Origin of the sequence: Nitrospira sp. (genome assembly GCA_024760545.1) — a bacterium.
Taxonomy (GTDB): Bacteria; Nitrospirota; Nitrospiria; order Nitrospirales; family Nitrospiraceae; genus Nitrospira_D.
This window is the reverse complement of the sequence record CP060501.1, coordinates 3,003,099-3,023,195: the sequence shown is the minus strand read 5'-3', so window position 1 is coordinate 3,023,195 and position 20,097 is coordinate 3,003,099. Positions and strand designations below refer to the sequence as shown.

The 20,097-nt window shown below is 55.0% G+C and carries 20 protein-coding genes; 12 read left to right on the top strand and 8 right to left on the bottom strand.

What is annotated here, in order from left to right; translation table 11 throughout:
- Positions 1 to 297 precede the first annotated feature (297 nt).
- The 4 genes from H8K03_14215 to H8K03_14200 all read right to left on the bottom strand — a co-directional run bounded on the left by H8K03_14215 (position 298) and on the right by H8K03_14200 (position 4,635).
- Positions 298 to 1,776: an insulinase family protein gene (locus tag H8K03_14215; GenBank protein ID UVT18957.1), complete on the bottom strand. Its 1,479-nt coding sequence runs from the start codon at positions 1,774 to 1,776 to the stop codon at positions 298 to 300.
- Entirely contained in the window at positions 1,773 to 3,302 is a 1,530-nt protein-coding gene (locus tag H8K03_14210; GenBank protein UVT22490.1) for an insulinase family protein, read from the bottom strand. Before H8K03_14210 ends, H8K03_14215 begins: the two co-directional genes overlap by 4 nt.
- A gap of 95 nt (positions 3,303 to 3,397) precedes the next feature.
- On the bottom strand, positions 3,398 to 4,048 hold the full coding sequence (locus tag H8K03_14205) for an HAD-IA family hydrolase (protein UVT18956.1): 651 nt from the start codon (positions 4,046 to 4,048) through the stop codon (positions 3,398 to 3,400).
- Positions 4,045 to 4,635, bottom strand: a complete 591-nt coding sequence (locus tag H8K03_14200; protein UVT18955.1) for a hypothetical protein — start codon at positions 4,633 to 4,635, stop codon at positions 4,045 to 4,047. Before H8K03_14200 ends, H8K03_14205 begins: the two co-directional genes overlap by 4 nt.
- A 176-nt stretch (positions 4,636 to 4,811) precedes the next feature.
- On the opposite strand from H8K03_14200, the gene H8K03_14195 reads away from it, so the two are divergent.
- The 3 genes from H8K03_14195 to hemL all read left to right on the top strand — a co-directional run bounded on the left by H8K03_14195 (position 4,812) and on the right by hemL (position 7,692).
- Positions 4,812 to 5,264: a ribonuclease N1 gene (locus H8K03_14195; protein UVT22489.1), complete on the top strand. Its 453-nt coding sequence runs from the start codon at positions 4,812 to 4,814 to the stop codon at positions 5,262 to 5,264.
- Positions 5,265 to 5,290: 26 nt separating this feature from the next.
- A complete protein-coding gene (locus tag H8K03_14190) occupies positions 5,291 to 5,839 on the top strand; it encodes a barstar family protein (protein UVT18954.1) in 549 nt (182 codons plus the stop codon).
- Between the two features lie 569 nt (positions 5,840 to 6,408).
- The gene (hemL, locus tag H8K03_14185; GenBank protein UVT18953.1) at positions 6,409 to 7,692 is read left to right on the top strand and encodes a glutamate-1-semialdehyde 2,1-aminomutase; all 1,284 of its coding nucleotides are present in this window, start codon (positions 6,409 to 6,411) and stop codon (positions 7,690 to 7,692) included.
- 98 nt (positions 7,693 to 7,790) lie between these two features.
- On the opposite strand, the gene H8K03_14180 is transcribed toward hemL, so the two are convergent.
- On the bottom strand, positions 7,791 to 8,021 hold the full coding sequence (locus tag H8K03_14180; GenBank protein ID UVT18952.1) for a hypothetical protein: 231 nt from the start codon (positions 8,019 to 8,021) through the stop codon (positions 7,791 to 7,793).
- A 499-nt stretch (positions 8,022 to 8,520) separates the two neighbouring features.
- Between H8K03_14180 and H8K03_14175 the strand changes: the two genes are divergently transcribed.
- The 8 genes from H8K03_14175 to H8K03_14140 all read left to right on the top strand — a co-directional run bounded on the left by H8K03_14175 (position 8,521) and on the right by H8K03_14140 (position 16,483).
- On the top strand, positions 8,521 to 8,802 hold the full coding sequence (locus H8K03_14175; GenBank protein ID UVT18951.1) for a thermonuclease family protein: 282 nt from the start codon (positions 8,521 to 8,523) through the stop codon (positions 8,800 to 8,802).
- Between the two features lie 473 nt (positions 8,803 to 9,275).
- Positions 9,276 to 10,382: a peptidase gene (locus H8K03_14170; protein UVT18950.1), complete on the top strand. Its 1,107-nt coding sequence runs from the start codon at positions 9,276 to 9,278 to the stop codon at positions 10,380 to 10,382.
- 42 nt (positions 10,383 to 10,424) lie between these two features.
- On the top strand, positions 10,425 to 12,296 hold the full coding sequence (locus tag H8K03_14165) for a S8 family serine peptidase (GenBank protein UVT18949.1): 1,872 nt from the start codon (positions 10,425 to 10,427) through the stop codon (positions 12,294 to 12,296).
- 28 nt (positions 12,297 to 12,324) lie between these two features.
- Positions 12,325 to 12,780 carry a hypothetical protein gene (locus H8K03_14160; GenBank protein ID UVT18948.1) on the top strand — a complete coding sequence of 152 codons (456 nt, stop codon included), beginning with the start codon at positions 12,325 to 12,327 and terminating at the stop codon, positions 12,778 to 12,780.
- Between the two features lie 169 nt (positions 12,781 to 12,949).
- Positions 12,950 to 13,411: a hypothetical protein gene (locus H8K03_14155; GenBank protein UVT18947.1), complete on the top strand. Its 462-nt coding sequence runs from the start codon at positions 12,950 to 12,952 to the stop codon at positions 13,409 to 13,411.
- 148 nt (positions 13,412 to 13,559) lie between these two features.
- Entirely contained in the window at positions 13,560 to 13,703 is a 144-nt protein-coding gene (locus tag H8K03_14150) for a hypothetical protein (protein UVT22572.1), read from the top strand.
- Between the two features lie 694 nt (positions 13,704 to 14,397).
- A complete protein-coding gene (locus H8K03_14145) occupies positions 14,398 to 14,721 on the top strand; it encodes a hypothetical protein (protein UVT18946.1) in 324 nt (107 codons plus the stop codon).
- A 325-nt stretch (positions 14,722 to 15,046) separates the two neighbouring features.
- Complete coding sequence (locus H8K03_14140; GenBank protein UVT18945.1) at positions 15,047 to 16,483, top strand: OmpA family protein; 1,437 nt, start codon at positions 15,047 to 15,049, stop codon at positions 16,481 to 16,483.
- Between the two features lie 326 nt (positions 16,484 to 16,809).
- On the opposite strand, the gene H8K03_14135 is transcribed toward H8K03_14140, so the two are convergent.
- The 3 genes from H8K03_14135 to H8K03_14125 all read right to left on the bottom strand — a co-directional run bounded on the left by H8K03_14135 (position 16,810) and on the right by H8K03_14125 (position 19,405).
- On the bottom strand, positions 16,810 to 17,409 hold the full coding sequence (locus tag H8K03_14135; GenBank protein UVT18944.1) for a protogloblin ApPgb: 600 nt from the start codon (positions 17,407 to 17,409) through the stop codon (positions 16,810 to 16,812).
- 145 nt (positions 17,410 to 17,554) lie between these two features.
- Complete coding sequence (locus H8K03_14130) at positions 17,555 to 17,962, bottom strand: YbgC/FadM family acyl-CoA thioesterase (GenBank protein UVT22488.1); 408 nt, start codon at positions 17,960 to 17,962, stop codon at positions 17,555 to 17,557.
- Positions 17,963 to 18,148: 186 nt separating this feature from the next.
- A complete protein-coding gene (locus tag H8K03_14125; GenBank protein UVT18943.1) occupies positions 18,149 to 19,405 on the bottom strand; it encodes a TIGR02710 family CRISPR-associated protein in 1,257 nt (418 codons plus the stop codon).
- 111 nt (positions 19,406 to 19,516) lie between these two features.
- Between H8K03_14125 and H8K03_14120 the strand changes: the two genes are divergently transcribed.
- Positions 19,517 to 20,095 (top strand): D-sedoheptulose 7-phosphate isomerase, encoded by a 579-nt coding sequence (locus tag H8K03_14120; GenBank protein UVT18942.1) that lies wholly within the window; start codon positions 19,517 to 19,519, stop codon positions 20,093 to 20,095.
- Positions 20,096 to 20,097: the final 2 nt, after the last annotated feature.

The window sequence follows — 20,097 nt, the reverse complement described above, 5'->3', positions numbered from 1 at the left end:
GTCCCTTACGTGAAACAACCGTCTCTCGTCGCAGACATCCTTCACAGTACCGCGCCATGCGGCCGGCGATCAAGGTGATGAAGTGTTGATACGATATGGCTTTCGTCGCGATGTCGCGGCGGTCAAGGAGGCGTGAGGGGAATGAGAGTCAAATGACTTAAAGTAGGAGTGAGCTCCGAGGAGGAAAGCCTATTCGAAAGGCGCGCGCGTTTAAGAGAGAAATTGTCCCGGCGGTCACGCGGCCCCCTCGCACCATAGCAGCGTCGAACGTGACCGCGCTTCCAGCCCAGCGAACGCTTAGCCCTCCGGCACCGGTTTGATTTCTTTCACGTCTCCGAACGTTGACAGCGCTTTCGGCAATGCCTCACCAGAGCCGACGGCAAGGATCTTCAAGCGATCAGGGCGCAAGTGTTTCTTGGCTGCTGCCAAGACGTTCTCCTTGGTCAACTTCACCACCTTCGCGCGCAGCTGTTGAAGAAAGTCCTTCGGCAACCCATCATATTCTAGCTCTATCAAACGGCTGACGATGGCCGACGGGCTGGAGAAAGAGAAGACGAACGAATTCACATACGCTTCCTTCGCTTCGGCAAGCTCGGTATCGGTCACCGGTTCGGCGCGTATACGTTCGATGTTCGCAACAAACCGCTCGATCACTTCCTGCGTGGAGGTCATCTTGGTTTCCGCCCGCATCAGCCAGACCCCTTGATCATGCATTCCCGTATTGAGTCGGCTGCCGACCGAGTAGGCCAGCCCCCGCTTGGTCCGCACGTCGTTGAACAGGCGGCTGCGAAACGAACTTCCGCCCAAAATATCGTTCGCAATGGCTAATGCGACATAATCGGGATCATTTTCCTTGATCGAGAGATGTCCCACTCGAAGATGCGTCTGAGAAGTGTCCTTATCGACGAACCGGACGACCGGACGAGACGCACCCGGTTCCTGCGCATCCGGAATCTTCAACTCGGGCACAGAACCTCGCTTCCAATCTCCGAACGTTTTTCTGAGCGAGGTCAGCATGTCGTCTCTCTTGAAGTCACCGGTCACACCGAGGATCATGCCGTTCGGGTGAATCGTATTGCGATGAAACGCGACAAGATCGTCCCGCGTGATGCGCGAGATCGAGTCCACTGAACTTTCTCGCGCGGTCGGATGGTCCGTTCCATAGAGCAACTTGGCAAATTCCCGGCTGACGACGGAGCCAGGGTTATCTTGTCGGCGACGGATCCCCTCCATGGCCTGTAACTTGGCCAGTTCGACACGCGCAGGTTCGAACGCCGGGGTTCGGATAAGACCCGCGAAGATCTCCAACCCGCGATCCACATCTTTGCTCAGAACGTCCAGGGATGCCGATCCGGACTGTCTGCTGATTCCGATGCTGACATCGATCGCAAATTGTTCCAACTCCGCATCAACCTGCTCTGCCGAAAGACTCCCCCCACCGCCGGTACGCATCACCGCCCCCGTCATGGCCGCCAGTCCGACCTTATCGGTTGGATCAAGCCAACTCCCTGTTCTCATGGTGGCCGTGACGGTGACCAGCGGTAATTCATGGTCTTCCAACAGGTAGACGACCATGCCATTGCCGAGGACAACTCGCTCCGGCTCGGGCGGGGAAAATTCCACCGGCTTGAACGTCATGGTTCTGGGATCGCCGAAGGTCTGGTCGGCCGCACAAGCGATAGCTCCATCCATCAGTAAAACGGTCGCCATGCAGAGCAGCATTCTCAACCGGGAAAGACTCCCCGTTTCTACCCCTTGTCTCTTTGCCCTCTTCATGGTCTCACCTCACCGGCCGGCACCGCTGCAATCGCCTTCGTGTTTCCCTTCTTCACGAGGACTGCGACGGTGCGATTCGACTTTGTAAAGTATTGCGCGGCCACTCGCTGCACATCGGCGGCCGTGACTTTGGCAACCTTATCACGTGAGGTCAGGATATAGCGCCAGTCACCGGCGACTGCCTGATGCAACGCCAGTTGAGATGCCAAGCCGCTATTCGATCGCAGGCCCCGCACCAAATCGGCATCCAAATTGTTGAGTACCTTTTCCAACTCTTGGGACGAGACCGGCTCTCGTTTCAGGCGCTCAATCTCTTCATAGATGGCGGTTTCTACTTCTGTTGTCGTATGAGGGGCCAGCGGCGTAGCGGTGACGACGAACAGATTCGGCGCGCGCACTCCCGGATGACTGGCATCAGACCCGACTGAGGCGGCCAGTCGTTTCTCTCGCACCAACTTCTGATGTAAGCGGGAGGTGAGTCCGTCGCTCAGCACCGCGTCGAGCACATCGAACACATCGTCGTCCGGATGCCTCAACGTCGGCTTGTGATACCCGATGACGATGACCGGTTCGGCATCAAACTCCACTTCGACTCGCCGTTCGCCTCGCTGTTCCGGCTCAACCGTCACCAACGGCGGAGGCGGCGGCGCGGCAGGAATCTTTCCGAACGTGTGTTCAATCAACGCGATGACTTCCTTCGGATTGATATCGCCGACCAGCGCAATGGTGGCGCGATTCGGACCGTACTGGGCCTTAAAAAAGGATTCCGTGGCGGCGGGTGTCAATGCCAGGATATCAGACCCCCATCCGATGGTGGGAATCCCGTAGCCGTGGGCGCGGAACGCGGTAGAGGTGAAGGTTTCGAACAGCAGACCGTTCGGACTGTCGTCGTTGCGCAGGCGCCGTTCTTCCATCACAACGCCGCGTTCTTTATAGAATTCCCGCAACACCGGATTGGCCATCCGATCCGATTCAATCGCCGCCCACAAAGGCAGTCGGTTGGACGGCAAACTGATCATGTAGCGCGTCAAATCTTTTCCCGTTGACGCGTTGAGTCCGACTCCGCCATGACGCTGATACAGGAGCGCCATTTCATTGCCGACGACATACTGCGAAGCCTGCGTCTGCAGATCCAGGAGGCGCTTCTGCAGCGATTCGATCGCCGTTCGCTCCTCTGCTGTCTCGCCACCGTTTCTTCCGGCCGCATCACGCTGACGCAGGTCGAGTTCCGTTCCGACCAATGTGATTTCATCCAAGATCGGTTTTTCTTTTTCATAGTTTGTCGTGCCGACCACACGCGTGCCCTTGAAGGCCATGTGTTCATAGAGATGTGCGAGGCCGGTTTGGCCGACCTGCTCATTGATGCCGCCCACAGCGAACGTGATGTTGATCGAAACGACGGGCGTCTGATGCCGCTCCACCATGAGTACTGTCAGCCCATTGGCAAGCCGGTGCTCGATGACTCGCTCGGCAAGACCCGACGTGGCGGCGTACGACAGGGTGATGAGTAAGTGGAGGCTCAGCATACTGAGCGCGCACGCCCTAAGGACAAGACGACCAAATGCACGAACCGAGGTCCTGCTGCCGCCGTGTACTCTCATCCTCAACCTCTCATGACTGGTTATGTAAAGAGCTCCATGAGTTGTTCCGGTTTTTCGATGAACCAATCGGGCTGACACGCAGCCATCCTCTCTCGATTCCCCATGCCATACCCAACCGCGCAGACGCGAATACCTGCGTTATGTCCTCCATTAATATCATTGGTGCTGTCTCCGACGAGAACGGTTCGCTCCTTCGGGGCTCCCACTTTTTCCATGATATGCAGTAACATGCCGGGTTCCGGCTTGAGCCCAAATCCATTGTCTCCACCGACCATGTACCGGAAATGTTGCGGACCTAACCCGTTCAAGATGACGCGCGTATATTCGATCGACTTGTTGGTCGCAATCGCTTTGTATGTATGGGTAAAGTGTTGCAGCATCGGCTCGATGCCTGGGTAGAAGGTCGTCCGGTCCAAACAATGTTCGAGATAATGGCCCCGAAATACTTTCAAGGCCTCTTCGAATCTGACCTGATTGCCCTCTCCGACCGCCAAACGCAGCAGTCGCTTCACGCCGTCGCCGACGAACCCGAAAATTTCTTCGATGGGGCGCTCCGGCAATCCCAACTCGGCAAGCGTAAAATTGACGGACCGCGCGATGTCCCACTTGGATTCGATGAGCGTACCATCCAGATCAAAAATCAATAGATCTACGGGGGTCTTGACCATCATTGAGCCTTTCTCAAGGAGTCGATGAGCGCCGCAAGCACCGTCCGTTGCGCGTCATCCTGCTCATGGGCTGCCGCGTCTCTCGCGAAACTCATCATCCGTTTCAGTCCGACGTGGGGAGGGATGACCGGCGAGATGATACGCCAGTAGTTCCCCACCACTTTCACGTGGAAACGAACCTCTTCGGTAGTTTCTTCAGACACGAAAGTGGCCGTCTCCAAATAGACCGAGCCCCGTACTTGAAACGTGACCGGAATGACCACTTCCAGGTTGCTGAGAATTTCCCATTTTCGATAATCATCCGGGACGGTGGTGTCCTGGACGACCACCACACGACCCCATGCCGGCTCCTCCTTCCAATCGATATAAGGCGTCAACGTGTCGAACGAGGGGGCGTCCAAGCGCGCGCCCCTTTGATCTAGGAGAACGTAGCGCTTGACGACCTCCGCCGGAGATCGTTTGATCGAGCCGCTGGGAGTGAGCTGTGCATTCGATATCGCTGCCGGAGTGAGGGCAACCAGAACGAGAAAGGAATACGCCAGACACTTGCGCAAAGCATTCACGCGTCCGAGCGAGCCGCTTTCACCCACAGCGTGTAGACTCCGCGCACTGATTCATACACATGACTCCGGTTCCCTTTTCTTCTGATGCAGACATCAGCCGGGTCATTCTAGCAAACAGCGCTAGATACATCCAGGTAACGACGTGAATGCCCGCTACGTTGTTTGACCTTCCTGAAAGGAGGATGCTACGGTCGGTTCTCTGCATGGTCACGAGAGAGGAACCTGTGCTCAACGATCAGCGGCGGCGGATTCAGCTCATTGGGCTTCTCGCCATCCTGTTATGCGCGATCGGCATGGTGTCCGCCATCTCAATTCCCGCAGCCGACACCGGCGATGGTCCGTTTTTGGGCAACACCTCAACCAATCTTCCTCATCGAATCGACACCCCATCCTCACTCACAACCGCTCCCCAGAAAGCATACGATCTGCTCAAGCAGTTGGAAGATCGACGCGGTGCCCCTCTCCCCGGGTACATCGGTGGGCGCGATTTCCAGAATCGAGAACGCCTTCTTCCACGAGGTCGCTACCGAGAGTATGATGTCAATCCAAAGATCCCGAGACGCAGGCGCGATGCTGAACGGATCGTCATCGAGCAGCGGACCGGAAAGGCGTACTACACGGGCGATCACTACCGAACATTTGTCCCTTTGAATTGAGGAATGCCCAACCCGGCGGATTCTGTATGACAGGGAAACCGACACTGTACCCGCATCTGAGCAACGCCACGCCGCCTTGGTCAGGACTGCTTATTGTCCCGCGAGGAGCCCCGATCACAACGTTGGTGAAGGTTCCACCGGAATTCGTGGTGCGCACCATCCAAGGGAAGAAATGCCGAACCTCATCCGGTCTGTTCGATGAGTTCGCCCGGGTGCTGGCCTTTCCGGAGTACTTCGGACACAACTGGGACGCATTGGAGGAATGTCTTGCCGATTTTGAGTGGCTTCCTGCCAAAGGCTACATTCTATTTATTGCCGACGCGCACGCTGTGCTTCCCGATGATGAAGAGGAGTATGAAACGTTGTTGGAAGTCCTGAGTGACGCCGGCGAAGCCTGGAGCAAGGGGCAAACGGCCGATGGTCGGCGCGCGCCATTCCATGTGTGCTTTTTGGTGACTGAACAGGACAAAACGAGTCGGAAGCGCTGGGAATTAGACGAGTTCTCCTCCGCAGAGCGGAAGGCGCCTAAGACGAAAGCCCGCTCAAAACGTTCGGCCAAATCCTCCCCGAAATAGACCGCCGTCGATGTGCTCCGGAAACAGGTTGCGATGGATTAGGCCGCTAGAGGCGTGATTTCGAGGCGAAACCCTTAAGACCAACATATAATTGAACAGCCGACAGCACCACCCGGCGGACACGCGAGGGTCGCTCTCTCATTCCATTGGTGGTTAACATGGATCGACTTATGCTCCGATGCGCCGTCCAGCGAATTCGCACCGCCCTCTCATGCTCAAGACAAATACTGTGGGTTTCACGCTGGTCGTCCAGCGGCGCCTTTTCTCCAACCAACCCGTCTCGACCTTCTCCTCGACACCAGGAACAGATGACCTTCATGTCTCTCACCCTCTTGATTACGCATGAATACAGCAAGAATTACGCCGTCATGCGTGAGTGCCTATAGAGCAGAGAAATCAAAGGAATATTCGGCTTCCAATCGGAGCTCCCATCCGTCCGCTGTATCGAAATTGAGAGAAGTGTATCTCTTACGACATTTTTTGACTTTGATCGGTCGTCTTCCAACTCATGGCGCGACGATGCGTTTCTTGACCATCTCTCGTACCGCGTGATAGGGTGCGCCCCCGTTATGAAAACATCCCGTTCCGCCAAGCTTTTCACCGAAGCGCAGCAACTCATCCCCGGTGGCGTCAATAGCCCTGTTCGGGCCTTTCGTTCGGTCGGTGGGCAGCCACGTTTCATCGCACGCGCAAAAGGATCACGGCTCTATGATGTGGACAAGAACGTCTACATTGACTATGTCCTTTCTTGGGGGCCGATGATTTTGGGTCATGCCCATTCGGCGGTGATTACCTCGATCAAGAACGCGGCTGGGCGAGGGACCAGTTACGGGGCTCCGACTGAGTCGGAAGTATTGCTGGCCAAAGAAATCCGCAACGGCTTCCCTTCCATGGAAAAGATTCGGCTGGTCAGCTCCGGGACCGAGGCCGTGATGAGCGCGATCCGAGTGGCGCGGGGGTTTACCAAACGAACGGCCGTCATGAAGTTCGAAGGATGCTACCACGGGCATGGTGATTACCTGCTGGCAAAGGCCGGGTCAGGGTTGGCAACATTGGGGATTCCGGACTCACCGGGCGTACCTGAAGACTTTGCCAAGCATACCTTGACGGCTCCCTATAACGACATTCGGACAGTCCAGCAGCTTATTGCCGCCAACCGCGACCGGCTTGCCTGCATTATCGTTGAGCCGATTGCCGGCAACATGGGCGTTGTCCCTCCTGCTCCCGACTTCTTATCCACACTCAGACAACTGACCGCCGACCACAACATTCTCTTGATTTTCGATGAAGTCATCTCCGGTTTCCGCGTCGGTTACGGAGGCGCGCAGGCGCTCTACGGCATCACGCCTGACCTCACGGTCCTTGGGAAAATTATCGGTGGTGGATTGCCGGTCGGTGCTTATGGCGGGCGGAAAGAGATCATGGATCTCATCGCGCCGGTCGGACCGGTCTATCAAGCGGGTACGCTCTCCGGTAATCCGCTGGCAGTCTCGGCAGGATTGGCGACGCTCAAACAATTGCGGGTACGAGGGATTTATAAGCAACTTGAGGAGCGATCAGCTGCCCTGGCTAAAGGGATCGGCGAGGCCGCAAAAAAGTCGGGTATTCCCGTCACTCAAACCCGGGTTGCATCGATGCTGACGACTTTCTTTACTCCAGGTCCGGTTGTGGACTGGAATACGGCGAAACAATCAGACACCAAGCGGTACGGTCAGTTTTTTCATCATATGTTGGAACAGGGAATCTATCTGGCCCCTTCCCAGTTCGAAGCTGCTTTTCTCTCCACCGCCCACAGCGCGCAGGACATCGAGAAGACTATCCGCGCCGCGCACACCGCCTTCAAGAAGCTCTAATCGAGTCCCTCGTGAAGCGGTGCTCGTATCTCGTAGGATACATCGTCAATCTATTTAGATACAGTCCACCTGAGAGATCTTTCGCGCTTCACGTTCGCCTATTCGTCGTCCTCGTCTTCTGCTTCGAGAGCCTCCTGCCGTTTCTGTTCTTCCATCGCGTTATGGAGCAACATACGGATAAACATTGAATACAGCGACCCTTTCTCCAACGTTCCGCCCGGGGGGATGGCGATTTTCCCTTCCTTGATCATGCGGTCCATCCAGACTTTTTGATCCGGGGCAATCAAGACAGGAATCTCAACCAGCCCCACACGTCCCATCATATCCATGGCTTCGACCTCCGTGATGTGTATCTCGTTCCTCGTGAAGCGTATCTCGTGGGACAGACTCGTTCCAAAAGCGAGATACGAACAACGCTTCACGAACGACGAAATATGAACTCATTCCAGCATGCTGTTTTGAACGTTGTCAATCGATCAAATTTGGCATGACACCTGCGTACGCACACAGGCTATGAACCAGCGCCCAATAACGATCCTAGCCCGTTTGCTCGTCTGCGGGATGTTGTGTGTCCTATCTCCACCTCATGCCCATGCACAGCGCCTACAGAAATCCGACATCGGTTCAACGCTGGAACCTCAGTGCGACCTCTGCTGGTATCCATCGCCGAACGAGCAACATTCGGATCGCCTTCCCACGTATAGGCAGCGTCGGCCCCCACGTCCCCCGGACAGCAGACCACAACGCTATCCCAAAGGCCGTTACAAACTAGGTCCCATACATAAACAGTCTCGCCTTTCAGCCCTTCGATCGCGGTCGAGACACGAGATGCGCCTACTGAGTACCTTACACGTGCGGGCAGTCGATGGCGATACCATTCGCGTCGGAGCCGAGCGTATCAGACTTCGTGGCGTTGACACCCCGGAAATGAGTGAGTTAGCCGGCCCGGCAGCCAAGCAACGACTGGAAGAGTTGCTTCGCCGCGGGCCGATCCGCATCGTCCCCAAGGGCCGAGATGTCTACAATCGTCTCGTCGCCGACGTATTCGTGAACGAACAGAATGTGGCGGAGACGTTAATCATAGAGGGATATGAAAAGGCACGGTCATAGGAGCTGAGAATAGTCGTTTGCTTAATCGCCGCCAAAAATCTCAACGCACTCGAAGGCCTAAAAGGATTGATCCTTTCTAGCTCACAACCCCAACGGTTTTCCGCTATGCTCAACCGATAGCTTGGACCCGAGTTTCAACCACTCGTAACCCGCTGTCTCTAGCACTCGCCTTGACCAAGACGACTTCTTGGTCACGTCTCTTCTCAACCTTCTCTATTTAATCAGATCCCAGCCAGAATCCACTCAGATCCAGAGATAAGCCGTTGGTACCGGGCCAATTGTGTCAGGCGCTTGAAAAACAAGAGTCCAGGTTTGGAATGCGCTGGCCCAAAAAATGCTTCAGTGCCTTCACGGATGCATCGTTGCTTTTTCCACTTACGGAGACTAAGAACGGGCTGGGCTGTCCAGTCTGGTGAAGCAGTCAACGGAGAGTTGGCTCTGCTTGAGCCGACTCCTAAGGTAGGAGGTAGGCTATGTCGAGAAAACGGGTCAAAATGTGCATCGATCGTCTCGTTCCCCGGGAGTTATTGATTGAGACGAGTCGCCGTGCTGTGGAGGAGAATCCGGCCAATGCTCCAATGATGCGTGACTTTCCACTCTTCGGGGTTGATCCCAGCGATCGCATGCGGATGGCGATCGTAACGGGAAAAAAGTGGCAGAAAGGCCGCACATTGGGGGTTCATTTTCTAGATGGCCACCCCGATGTGCAGGCCAAAGTGGAGCATTACGCGAAGCAATGGAGTCAGTTTGCAGACATCACGTTCGACTTTGCCTATGATCCGTCCGCGGAAATCCGCATCTCGTTCTTGCAAGAAGGATCCTGGTCTTATCTTGGCACCGACGCGCTAGGGATCTCCAGACCCAATCCAACCATGAACTACGGCTGGCTGACCCCTGCGAGTACAGACGACGAATATCGCCGTGTGGTGCTCCATGAGTTCGGTCACGCCTTGGGATGCATTCACGAGCATCAGCATCCCGAAGCCGGCATTCCATGGGACAAGGAAGCGGTCTATCGATATTTCATGGGCCCTCCCAACAACTGGACCAAAGAAGATATAGACCACAATCTGTTTGAGAAATATGGGCAGGACAGCACCAACTTCTCCGAGTACGACAAAATATCCATCATGCACTATCCCATTTCGAATGACTTGACGCTGGGCGATTTCGAGGTCGGATGGAATCGCGAGCTTTCAGCAATCGATAAGGAGTTCATCTGGACGATGTATCCCAAGACAGTCGTTCCGGACGTCACCGCTATTACGGTCGGTGCGGCTCCGATCGAAGCCTTGATCGGGAAACACGGCGAGGAAGATCTCTTTAGTTTCACCGTAGGCACAAAAGGCCCCTATATCTTGGAGACGAAAGGTTCCACGGACGTGGTCATGGTGCTCCTGGGCCCAAACAATAAAACGGCTGTCATTGCTGAAGACGACGACAGCGGGAAGAAATACAACGCCAAAATCGCGACGAAGTTGAATCCGGGCATGTACTATGCCCGCGTGCGGCATTACAAGCCCACTGGTACCGGGAAATACGGGATTTCGGTTCGCCCGGGGAACTCAGCAATCAGCTGAGTGCCAGATTTGAACATTTTTTCTTTCCGGAGGTTGAAAATCATGAACACAAACCGCATTCGGCATCCGGTTTCTCTGAGCGTTGTTGTTTTTGTGGCATCGCTGATCGGGTGCACGACTCAGCCGAGCGTTACGGGGTCGCAATCCGACGACGGCATTTATAACCCCTACGGCGTCATGCTTGACCCGCTGAATCAGGTCCGATCGGCGGCCATTACAGATACACGGGGCCAGGTCGCCGAGACATATGAAATTCCTGTCAAGAATATCTACATCGACAAGAGATCAGAAATGAAAGCGCATGATGGCAGGGAGAGTCCTGCGATCTCGAAGATCAGCCCCGTGCTTCAGGAATGGATCGTTAAGAAAAAAGCAGACGAATCAGTAGATATCATGGTTACGTTTCACGAGGATCTACGGGTACCTCGACTGCCTGACCTAGGTTCAGGAGAAAGCCGTGACGAAGGCAAGACCCGGAGAGCGGATGCCATCGACACACTCAAAAAAGCGCGGGCGGAGTCCCAAGCAAGGTCTGTAAAGCAACTGGCCAAGCACGGCAACTTCAAGCAATCCGACGGTTTCTGGATCGTCAATAGCGTGGTCGGAACCGCGAAAATAGGAGAGATCCAACGCCTCGCGGAATCCAGAGAAATCGTGTATCTCCAACCGGTTGAAGGGGGTGAACCGCCTCCACAAGACGCAAATGCCAATAACGATGCTCAGGATGGTCGGGACAGAATCGTCTCGGATCCTTATTTCAACTTGGGGCTCACCAATCCGTGGATCGGTCTTCTCGACACAGGCGTTCGAGATACGCACAACATGTTCAATTCGCCCGATCACATTGCCTGGATGCGGGATTGCGTCAACGGTGGAAACAATTGCAACGATAGTTCGAATCCAAATTTTGATCCGACGGACTTTTCATGGAATCACGGCACGAGTTCCGCTGGACTTCTGACCGGAAACAACAGGCTTGGCAACCAGTACCGCGGCGTGACGGCAATACGGACGGACAGCTGGCAGATCTATTCTGCCGGCGGTTTGAATACATCGGCGGCCGTGCGGGCTATACAGGCAGGCATCGCGGCATTTGATCGAGTGCTGGTCGGAGAAATCCAGGCGAATGAGTCGGAGACCGGCACCATCGCGACAGCGGCCGACAATGCATACGATGCAGGGGTCATTTTCGTCTCAGCCAACGGAAATTTCGGTCCGAACGCATCGACGGTGCGCTCACCGGGGATTGCGCACAAAGTACTTGGTGTCGGGGGGTTCATGACTGACGGTGGCGCCCAGTACGACAATCAGGGACGCGGCCCCGCAACCGATTCACGTTACAAACCGGATATCCAAGCTCCAACGTGGAGCGAGACTGCCAGCAACACAAGCGATACAGCATTAAAAGTCTTCACCGGCACAAGCGGCGCTACGCCTTATGCCGCAGCCGTGGCTATGTTGGCTCATAACTGGTTGCGACAGTTCGGATCATTCGATAACGGTCAGACATATGCGTTCATGATTCTCTATGGCCAGAGGGAATGGCCGTACGACAACACGGTGGGTGCGGGTCCCCTTCAGATGGCGACCAACGGCCACGCTTGGTGGGGCAAGGTTTCAGTCGGGAATCATATGAACATCGACATCCCCATAAACGTGGGAGCCGGGAAGAAGGATCTGGATGTGGCCTTATGGTGGCCCGAATCAGCGGCACAGACCCACAATGATATCGACGTGCATCTGATCGATCCATCGGGAATCGAACGTGCCAAAGGCTTCTCAGGTGTCAGTGTCTTCGAGCGAACCGGTGTGAACGGTACGCTCCAAGCGGGAACGTGGATGATCCGAATCAGGGGATACAATGTTCCTACGGGATCTCAAACAGTATATTGGGCGACCCACATCAGAAATTAATTCGGTGACCGTAGGAGGAAAGCGAGGATTGATTGGAGTCGTTCTGGCAGCCTGTCTTGGAGTCGGCTGTCATCCCGCTTCACACAGAAGCGAGCCTGACACGTCGAACCACAGGCTGCCTTCACCGAACGAGCCGGCGGCTCCTGCGAACAATGATAAGAAAATCGTTGGGCAAGATAACACCCTGAAGCCGCTACACGTTTTTGCCGAAAAGTCTTTCTATTTGAAAAGACCGGAGCCCGAAGAACTTTTCGTCGGAGTGTTTCAACGGATCCCGGTTCAAGAGGGTCCAAATACCCGTAAGGCGCCTTTCACGCTGGTTGTCGGCACGGAACAACTACGCGTGTATGTAGCCGGTTTTGACGTAGAGACCCTTAGTCCATGCGTCGGCTCTAAGGTCGAGATAGTCGGTAAACGCATCGACCAGCGCAAAGAAGGCTATGGAATCGAAATTTGGATTGCGACGATTACCTTGTTGCAATAGGAGTCTAGCGGAAGAATCAACCTGTTCACTCTTAAGGTCAATCCTTCCCTTCGAGCCGTGTCAATCTCGAAAATCACTGAGTAGCTGGGTTAGCCTCGAAAAACGCATGAGGCTGCGTCGATGGACAGGCCATTGAACAAGCAGCTGACAATGAATACAATTCACACCTATGTTCGTCCTCTATTTCATCGTCATCGGCGCATTCCTCGTGGCACCATCTACCCACGCGGCAAGTCCTATGGCCGCTCAAGTCTGTAGTCTGCTGTCATCTCCCTCGCTCGTATCCGTCCAGGCCAGTATGGGTACCGGTGAGGGCTGCGCATGGCAGTGGCCAAACGCGCAGACGCTGTCGGTGTATGTGCACATCGATCAGCAACCCGAAACGGTGGCTATGATGAAAGAGATGATGGAGACGATTTTGAAGAACCCGGTGTTCAAGAAAACGGCGTTCCCAGTCTGCACGGAAGGTGACATGGTGACCGGAGATTTTCGGAACGGGACCGGTCCGGGCGGGACAGGGTACACACAATGTTCCGGGTTTGTGCTGACTTTCAGCTTCCAGGGCGCTGTTGCACACAGCCACCTAGCTGAAGTCGCGAAGCAACTTTCCAGCAAACCTTTCGCCCGTTAATTTGCTCGATCCGACGACTGAGATACTCCTTCACGGTTGAGGTGAATGGAAACTACGGCAAGGATAGGGTGCTAACGCCAAGAGGGCATAATCCTAGTACTGAAAGGGTGTGAGCATGAAGAATGTCGAGATGAGCGTGGAGGGATCTATGTTGACGATTAGAGTGGATCTCTCGAAGGAATTCGGTCCGTCCTCAACCGGCAAGACGATTATCATCGCTTCGACGGAAGGAAATGTGACAGTTCCGAATCGGCAAGAGAAAGTCGGGCTCAATGTGTATAGGAAAAAGTAGCTCGTCTCGCAGCCATTTGGCCCTATCTTCTTCAGCTGCCAGGATGCTTTCTTTTTTTAACCAGCTCTTGACAGATGCCAAACATCGCTCCTGGCCTATGGATTAGGCTGTGATCCCCAGAAAATTCCCGAGGCTGTGGATAGCGATCCAAATAGTTGCATTGGTAACGACTCCGTTACGGTGAACTTTTCGGCACCAGGCACAGATTGCTAGGAATGCGGTGAAAACGTTTAGAAGGAACACTTGGACCACTATTAGTTGTGCCTCAACTGTTCCGGTACAGACGCCTAAAAAATAGGCAGTTTGATGAATTAATACGTCATTGAGGCATGCTTTGGTATCCAGGGCGAGTTATTCACACGGTTATCCACAGAAGGTGGGGACTAAATTTTGTGGCAATCACAGCTTGCCCAGGAACCCTGAGGATCAAGCGTTCCGGTGATTCTCTTCTCGTTTCTTGACACATTCCGTGTGTTTCTCCGACAATCTCACCACTTTCATGAGTTCCGAACACGTCCCCTCACGGAAGTAGTCGGGCAGATGTGAGGATGCGCCGCAACTCAGACGAGGGAAGCTGTTTTTAAATGGGAACGTTTGTCAGGCTCCCAACCCCACTAATCTCCCCAGACCTTGCCCCTTGAGGTCCATCATAGCCGTCAGCCGGTAGTCACATGAACGATCGCTTGAGGTAACGGTGAAAACATTTCGTCTTATGACACTTGGGATTGTCTCATCGTTATTCCTCGTCGCCTGCGCGTCACAGACGAAGCAACCGGTAGGAGATCCGTCCGCAAGAATCACGGCAACCGGGTACACACAGGATGGCTGTTTGCTCAATCTGAAGCTGGAAGCGCGCCAGAGGAACATGCGGTTGAATCCCGAGGATGTGGAAGTGGGCACCAATTGGTTTTCCTTCTTCTTCCCAATTTTGAATCACGAAGGCTATCAGTGTTCGGGAAGTGGAATTGCAGGGGGCAAGCGGGTTTTTAATAAAGATCCTTTCTACCCTGTTGAGTGATGCGGATCAAACGCCGACCACCGCACACCGTCACCCCGCTTGATTAAGCCGAACAGGGCCGAAATGGCGCGCTCGAGGAAAGCGCGAAGACCTCGATTGCAAAGTGATTCTGGAAGGGGATAGGATAGGCTGACTTTTTTCGTTCACAGAGGCACTGATGAAGAAGCGCATCGACGTTTTTTATAGTAGAACCCTGACGCTTCAACTCTTGTTGCAGTGCGGGTTTATCGTGAGCAGCGTTCCGGAGCCCTGAGGCCCGGCGGAAATCCTCCCACTCTATCTTGCGATCACTGTACGTTATTCTCCAAGGAAGTGAGATAAAGCCATGAAGTTACTTGCGTTGGTGCTGGCATCGACCTTCACGCTGATCAACGGACACGTTCCGAGTATCGCAGCCGGCTTTCAAGCGACAAGTAGCACCTCGACAACGCCTCTCTACAAGGTTCACGACGACCATTTCCCCCAGAATAAGTATTCGTTTCCGCCCCAAACCTCGAAAGGCGAAGCAGAGAAGGAGCCGTCGTTGGACAAGCTCCAGCAGCAGCTCTCAGCGAAAGAGAAAGAACTGTCTCTGCTGCGAGAGAAGGCAACGGCGGCGAATGATCTCCTGAACGCTGAGAAGCAGCGCGTGGGTGTTTTAGAGACACAGCTTGCCCAAAAAGAACAGGCGCTCAATGCTCTGCGCGACCCAGGAGACTCACACAGCCAGCCGTCTCAAGAGCTGAGCACGACGAAAAGCGACCTGCAGCAGGCTAAACAGCGAATCGAAGATCTCGAGCGACAACTTGCGGTCAGCAGTCTCGAGAATGCAAAGCGCCGAATCGTCGAACTCGAGCGTCAGCTTGATGCAGAAAAGAAAGGGGCCAGAGTCCCGCGATCCGAGCCCGACGACAATTCCAAACTCAACGGTGACGTGCCCTCACAGACTGGAGAGTTAACGCAAGCCAGGAACAGAGTGGTTGAGCTAGAACAGCAACTGGCAGGAAAAGAGCAGGATCTGGCGCAGCTTGAGGACAACCTTAAGCAAGTCACGCAAAAGCTGACTGATCTCGACCCGCAGCTTACGGCCAGAAATGCGGAACTCGCGCAGGCGAAGCAATTGCTTGCAGAGATGGAGCGTAATTCTACGAAGCAAGGCGAGGCAGCTCCTACTCAAGAACCCCATCCGGTTCGTCCGGACGATGCGAAAGCCATAGGAAGTGATCTCACCAAGGTCAGTGAAAGTCTCAGCAGCGCACTGCAAGATGAGCTTAAGAAAGGTCGTGTGGGCTTACGGCAGCGGGGTAATAAACTGACCCTGGCGTTAGCGACGGGCGAGCTATTCGGTTCAGGCGAAGTGACGATGACCCCGGGAGGCGCCTCGTTGCTCGAACGGATCGGGGCGATCTTGCATGATTTCCGTTACCAGAGCATCGAAGTGGCCGGACATACCGACAGCAAGCCCGTCCGAAGCGACCCTCGCAGAACGTTTCGAGACAATATCGAACTCTCCCAGGCACGAGCTGAACACGCCGGTCAGGCTTTGATCGGCAGCGGGGTCGAAGCCGATCGAGTCAAATCGGTCGGATACGCGGCCACCAGACCCATCGCAAGCAACGATACCGATAAAGGTCGGAGTAAAAACAGACGGGTGGAGATTATCGTCACTCAGTGGTCAGAACCCAGTGTCCTGTCGGGCGAGAAAGACAACCACGTCGGCAAGAAATCCCGAGTAGCTTCCCGCCACCACAAGGGAGTCACTCAACGTGTGGTGAATCGTTGACGCGACAGAGGGGACCTTACACGGCCCTGTCGGTTGACCTGATCGCCAAGCTCTAGAGTATCCACAAGCCATAATCCGCGCCGAAACTCTCTCCTAGGCGGATGCAGCAAACGGTCATCCCTCAAGCTCCTATCACCAGCACAGTCTGGAGTCTGCCGCATGAGCTCCACCGATCCGGACAAACTGCGTGATGAGGCCTCAAGTCTGGGATTGAGTGGGATCGATATGCACGCGAACTGCGACGGATGAGCCGGGAACATCATGACCCTCACCGAAGTCCGCTCCGATGAGGACCAGTCTATCCCCGGACTCTACCTTGTGTTTCGTTAGAAATCTCCGGCTTTCACGTAGGGATGGCTCCACAGCGTCACCTGAAGCAGGCAGGATTTCACCCATGCAGCATACATCTTCTCAACGTCCTCAGCGGAGTGACCTTTCTTAGCAAGAAACGGCTTGAGCGTAAAGGTCACCGGAAAGATGAGCGCGAAGAGATCACGAAACGGGACGACTTCAGCGGATGCAGCCGCATTGTCCGTACGGTTCTTCTTGGTGCGATGATGCCGCAAGCCGATCTCGTGCTGATAGTCGAGCCATTTCTGGTCGTATTCCGCACGGGCCGTGTCGAGAATCCATTGGCCGAACCGCTTGCGCACGCCGCCCAGATAATCACCGAGCGGCTTGCCGTCGCCCTTGCCCAAGAAGGACTTGAGCAGATGGGGCTGGGATCCGACGAACCCATACCAGACGTCGAGGATCGCCTCGACTTGATCCTTCACGACATCGAGCGATAGACGCAAATACTTCACATCCTCGTCGCCGAACAAGGCGCTCTTTTTCATCAACTCAAAATCGGCAACTGTCACAGGGGACGTTGTAACCGCAGGGGTGCCGTACGTGTAACCGGGGATAGTTGACTGTTGACTCATGACACAACTCCTTTCTTTTTTTCGAATGTACGGAGCAGGTAGGTTTCAAGTCAAGGCGCAAAACTACGATGCGTTGTTACGGATACGCGATCGGCGGCGGCACTTGCTGAATGCGGGAGCTTCACGCGCTGTTTTCGCGTTAGGATCAGGCCGTGGATGAAGGATGGATCGCTGACTGAAGCGCGGCGACCATGGTTCTGTCCAGACGTTTGACTTTTCCGTTCCCGTCCGTCGCCGCCAACCGAGCCGAGCCTTTCACAACCACGCGGCCGCTCGCCTTCTCACACACGACATGCGAAAATGTCAACGCAGCCCGGGTTACATCGCCCACTTCCGTTTCGACGACCAACGTTTCTCCGTACCGACCAGGCGAGCAATACGCCACTTCGGCGTGCACCACCACGAAGAGAATGCTTTGTTTCATCAATGCCGAAACTGAATACCCTCGCGCTTCAAGATACTCGGTACGGGCCCGCTCAAAATATTTCAGATAATTGGCGTAATAGACCACCCCGCCGCAATCGGTATCTTCGTAGTAGATGCGAACTTCGATGGCATCTCGTCGTTCGTGAAGCGAATCTCGCATGCGCTGCAACTCGCACTTGTAAACCGTCTTTTGCTATAACCGCTTGATCAGATTTCTGAGCATCTTTGACTCGTGATCCAGTTTCTCCAAAAGACTTTCTCGGATAGCTTCCTTGTTCGACGAGATACACTTCACGTTTCACGAGCGACGATGCTAAAGGCTCAGGACCGGAAACTTCGGTAACGACGACTCTGCAACCCCGGTGAGTCGGACGATCACTTCGTACAACTGCTGCACTCGTTCCGATTTGATGGGCTCGAAGCCATGACCCAACACCGCATGGTTCGCTGCGTCAAGCAGGGGCTTCATCTTCTGCCATTCCCTGAGGAAGGTTTGTCCCAGTTGATCGCCCAACCCGGCCAGCACACGAAACTGTGCCTGCAGCGGCAGCTTGTACTTGCCGTCGATGTCTTCGAGATAACAGGTGCGACACATTTCCTGAAGCGCCTGTGGGAGCTGCTCGGGCGCCACATCCCAGCTCCTCATCTTGTGCGCCTTGTGGAGTCGGACCTGGGCAAATGCCTCCAGAGCACGGACGAGTGAGACCATAGCCGCTTCAGGATCGCGTCCGGCAAGGAGCCTTCTGCCTGCATGCGCCAAGAGATCTAACGGCACAAATTCTTTGACCTCAGCGGAATCAAGGACGATCTTTTCAAGGAAACCGGCATTGGCCTTGATAGGAGGCACGACCGACTTCAAGCCGGGCGGTCCACCCCAGAGCGAAGCCATTTCTAAAGCCTTCGTCGCAGTTTTCAATTTGTCCCAAGCTTGACGATAGTGAAACCGTTCCCACAATTCATAGCCGTCAGCCAAATCCGTCAATGCCCGATACAGCGGCTTCTGCCCGCCACTGACCCGCAGTTCCACATCATGAAAGAGTTTGGCTGCAGCGTGGAAGAGTCCTCGGTTGAATAGCTCACATCCTTCTCGTCGTGATACCGTCGCTTGCTCGTCCCATGGATTGCTCTGCGTCCAGACGAGGGTCTTCGTGCCCAATTCAATGCGATCACCATCAAGTCCTTCGCGAGCCGGACTCAGTTCGACCAGCCGAGAAGTCCACGGCAGCGCCACCACAGTGAGCGCTCCGGCCATCGCCGGTGTCGCCCCACTCACGTCCACAACCAGCTCACCCGGCTGCACCTCCCACGTCCGCAACAGTTCAGGCAACGAGCGCGCAAGCGTCTGATAGGAGGTCGGGAACTCAGCGGTTTCCGCCAGCACAATCCAATCCCACCGTCTCGGCATCTGCTGGATGTTCGGTTGCACGGCAGACTCCACCAAGGCCTTGCTTCCTTCCGGCAACACAAAACACAAGGCCTCCGGCGTGAGCCGATTGATCGAATAGACCGCCGACATCGCGTCATCGACCAATGCGATCACGAGTACCTTGACGGGTTGATCTTTTGCCATCGCGCGACGACTATAACATCGCCCTATCCCGTGTTCAATTTGATGCTGCAGGATATGATGAAGGGATCTCCCAACCTTGACAGTCCAGACTCCCTTCCCTAGAATCCGACCATGCAAACACTTGTTTTGACGGCCTTTGCCGACAGTGCGAACGTCAAGCAGCAGTTTGCGCGCGAATATGCCGACCGAATCGTGGAGGTCGCCACGCTCATCGCGCAGGCCTTCCGGAACGGCAACAAGGTTCTGCTCTTCGGTAACGGAGGGAGTTCAACGGACGCCGCCCATATCGCGGCGGAATTTGTCGGACGGTACAAACGCGACCGGGTACCGCTGCCTGCGATCGCGCTGGCGACGGACATTGCCGCCATTACCTGCATCGCGAACGACTACGGCTATGAAGAACTGTTTGCCCGCCAGGTGCGGGCGCATGGCCGACCAGGCGACATCGCGATCGGCATCAGCACCAGCGGGAATTCTCCGAACGTGCTGAAGGGGATCGCCGCCGCCCGCGAATGTGGTTTGACCACGGTGGCGTGGACCGGAGCGACAGGCAGCCAACTGGCCGGCCTCGTCGACTATCCCTTTGTCGTGCCATCCACGGTCACCTCCCGAATTCAAGAAAGCCACATCACACTCGGCCATGTCTTGTGCGAACTGGTAGAGGATCATCTCCTTGGGAAAGCGTCCTGATC

Excerpts from the sequence above, each read along its gene's own strand:
- H8K03_14140 (UVT18945.1), top strand. The coding sequence starts at position 15,047 with ATGAAGTTACTTGCGTTGGTGCTGGCATCGACCTTCACGCTGATCAAC.
- H8K03_14155 (UVT18947.1), top strand. The coding sequence starts at position 12,950 with ATGTTCGTCCTCTATTTCATCGTCATCGGCGCATTCCTCGTGGCACCA.
- H8K03_14190 (UVT18954.1), top strand. The coding sequence starts at position 5,291 with ATGACAGGGAAACCGACACTGTACCCGCATCTGAGCAACGCCACGCCG.
- hemL (UVT18953.1), top strand. The coding sequence starts at position 6,409 with ATGAAAACATCCCGTTCCGCCAAGCTTTTCACCGAAGCGCAGCAACTC.
- H8K03_14205 (UVT18956.1), bottom strand. The coding sequence starts at position 4,048 with ATGATGGTCAAGACCCCCGTAGATCTATTGATTTTTGATCTGGATGGT.
- H8K03_14195 (UVT22489.1), top strand. The coding sequence starts at position 4,812 with ATGGTCACGAGAGAGGAACCTGTGCTCAACGATCAGCGGCGGCGGATT.
- H8K03_14125 (UVT18943.1), bottom strand. The coding sequence starts at position 19,405 with ATGGCAAAAGATCAACCCGTCAAGGTACTCGTGATCGCATTGGTCGAT.
- H8K03_14165 (UVT18949.1), top strand. The coding sequence starts at position 10,425 with ATGAACACAAACCGCATTCGGCATCCGGTTTCTCTGAGCGTTGTTGTT.
- H8K03_14180 (UVT18952.1), bottom strand. The coding sequence starts at position 8,021 with ATGGATATGATGGGACGTGTGGGGCTGGTTGAGATTCCTGTCTTGATT.
- H8K03_14210 (UVT22490.1), bottom strand. The coding sequence starts at position 3,302 with ATGCTGAGCCTCCACTTACTCATCACCCTGTCGTACGCCGCCACGTCG.
- H8K03_14120 (UVT18942.1), top strand. The coding sequence starts at position 19,517 with ATGCAAACACTTGTTTTGACGGCCTTTGCCGACAGTGCGAACGTCAAG.
- H8K03_14150 (UVT22572.1), top strand. The coding sequence starts at position 13,560 with ATGTTGACGATTAGAGTGGATCTCTCGAAGGAATTCGGTCCGTCCTCA.
- H8K03_14215 (UVT18957.1), bottom strand. The coding sequence starts at position 1,776 with ATGAAGAGGGCAAAGAGACAAGGGGTAGAAACGGGGAGTCTTTCCCGG.
- H8K03_14175 (UVT18951.1), top strand. The coding sequence starts at position 8,521 with ATGCGCCTACTGAGTACCTTACACGTGCGGGCAGTCGATGGCGATACC.
- H8K03_14135 (UVT18944.1), bottom strand. The coding sequence starts at position 17,409 with ATGAGTCAACAGTCAACTATCCCCGGTTACACGTACGGCACCCCTGCG.
- H8K03_14170 (UVT18950.1), top strand. The coding sequence starts at position 9,276 with ATGTCGAGAAAACGGGTCAAAATGTGCATCGATCGTCTCGTTCCCCGG.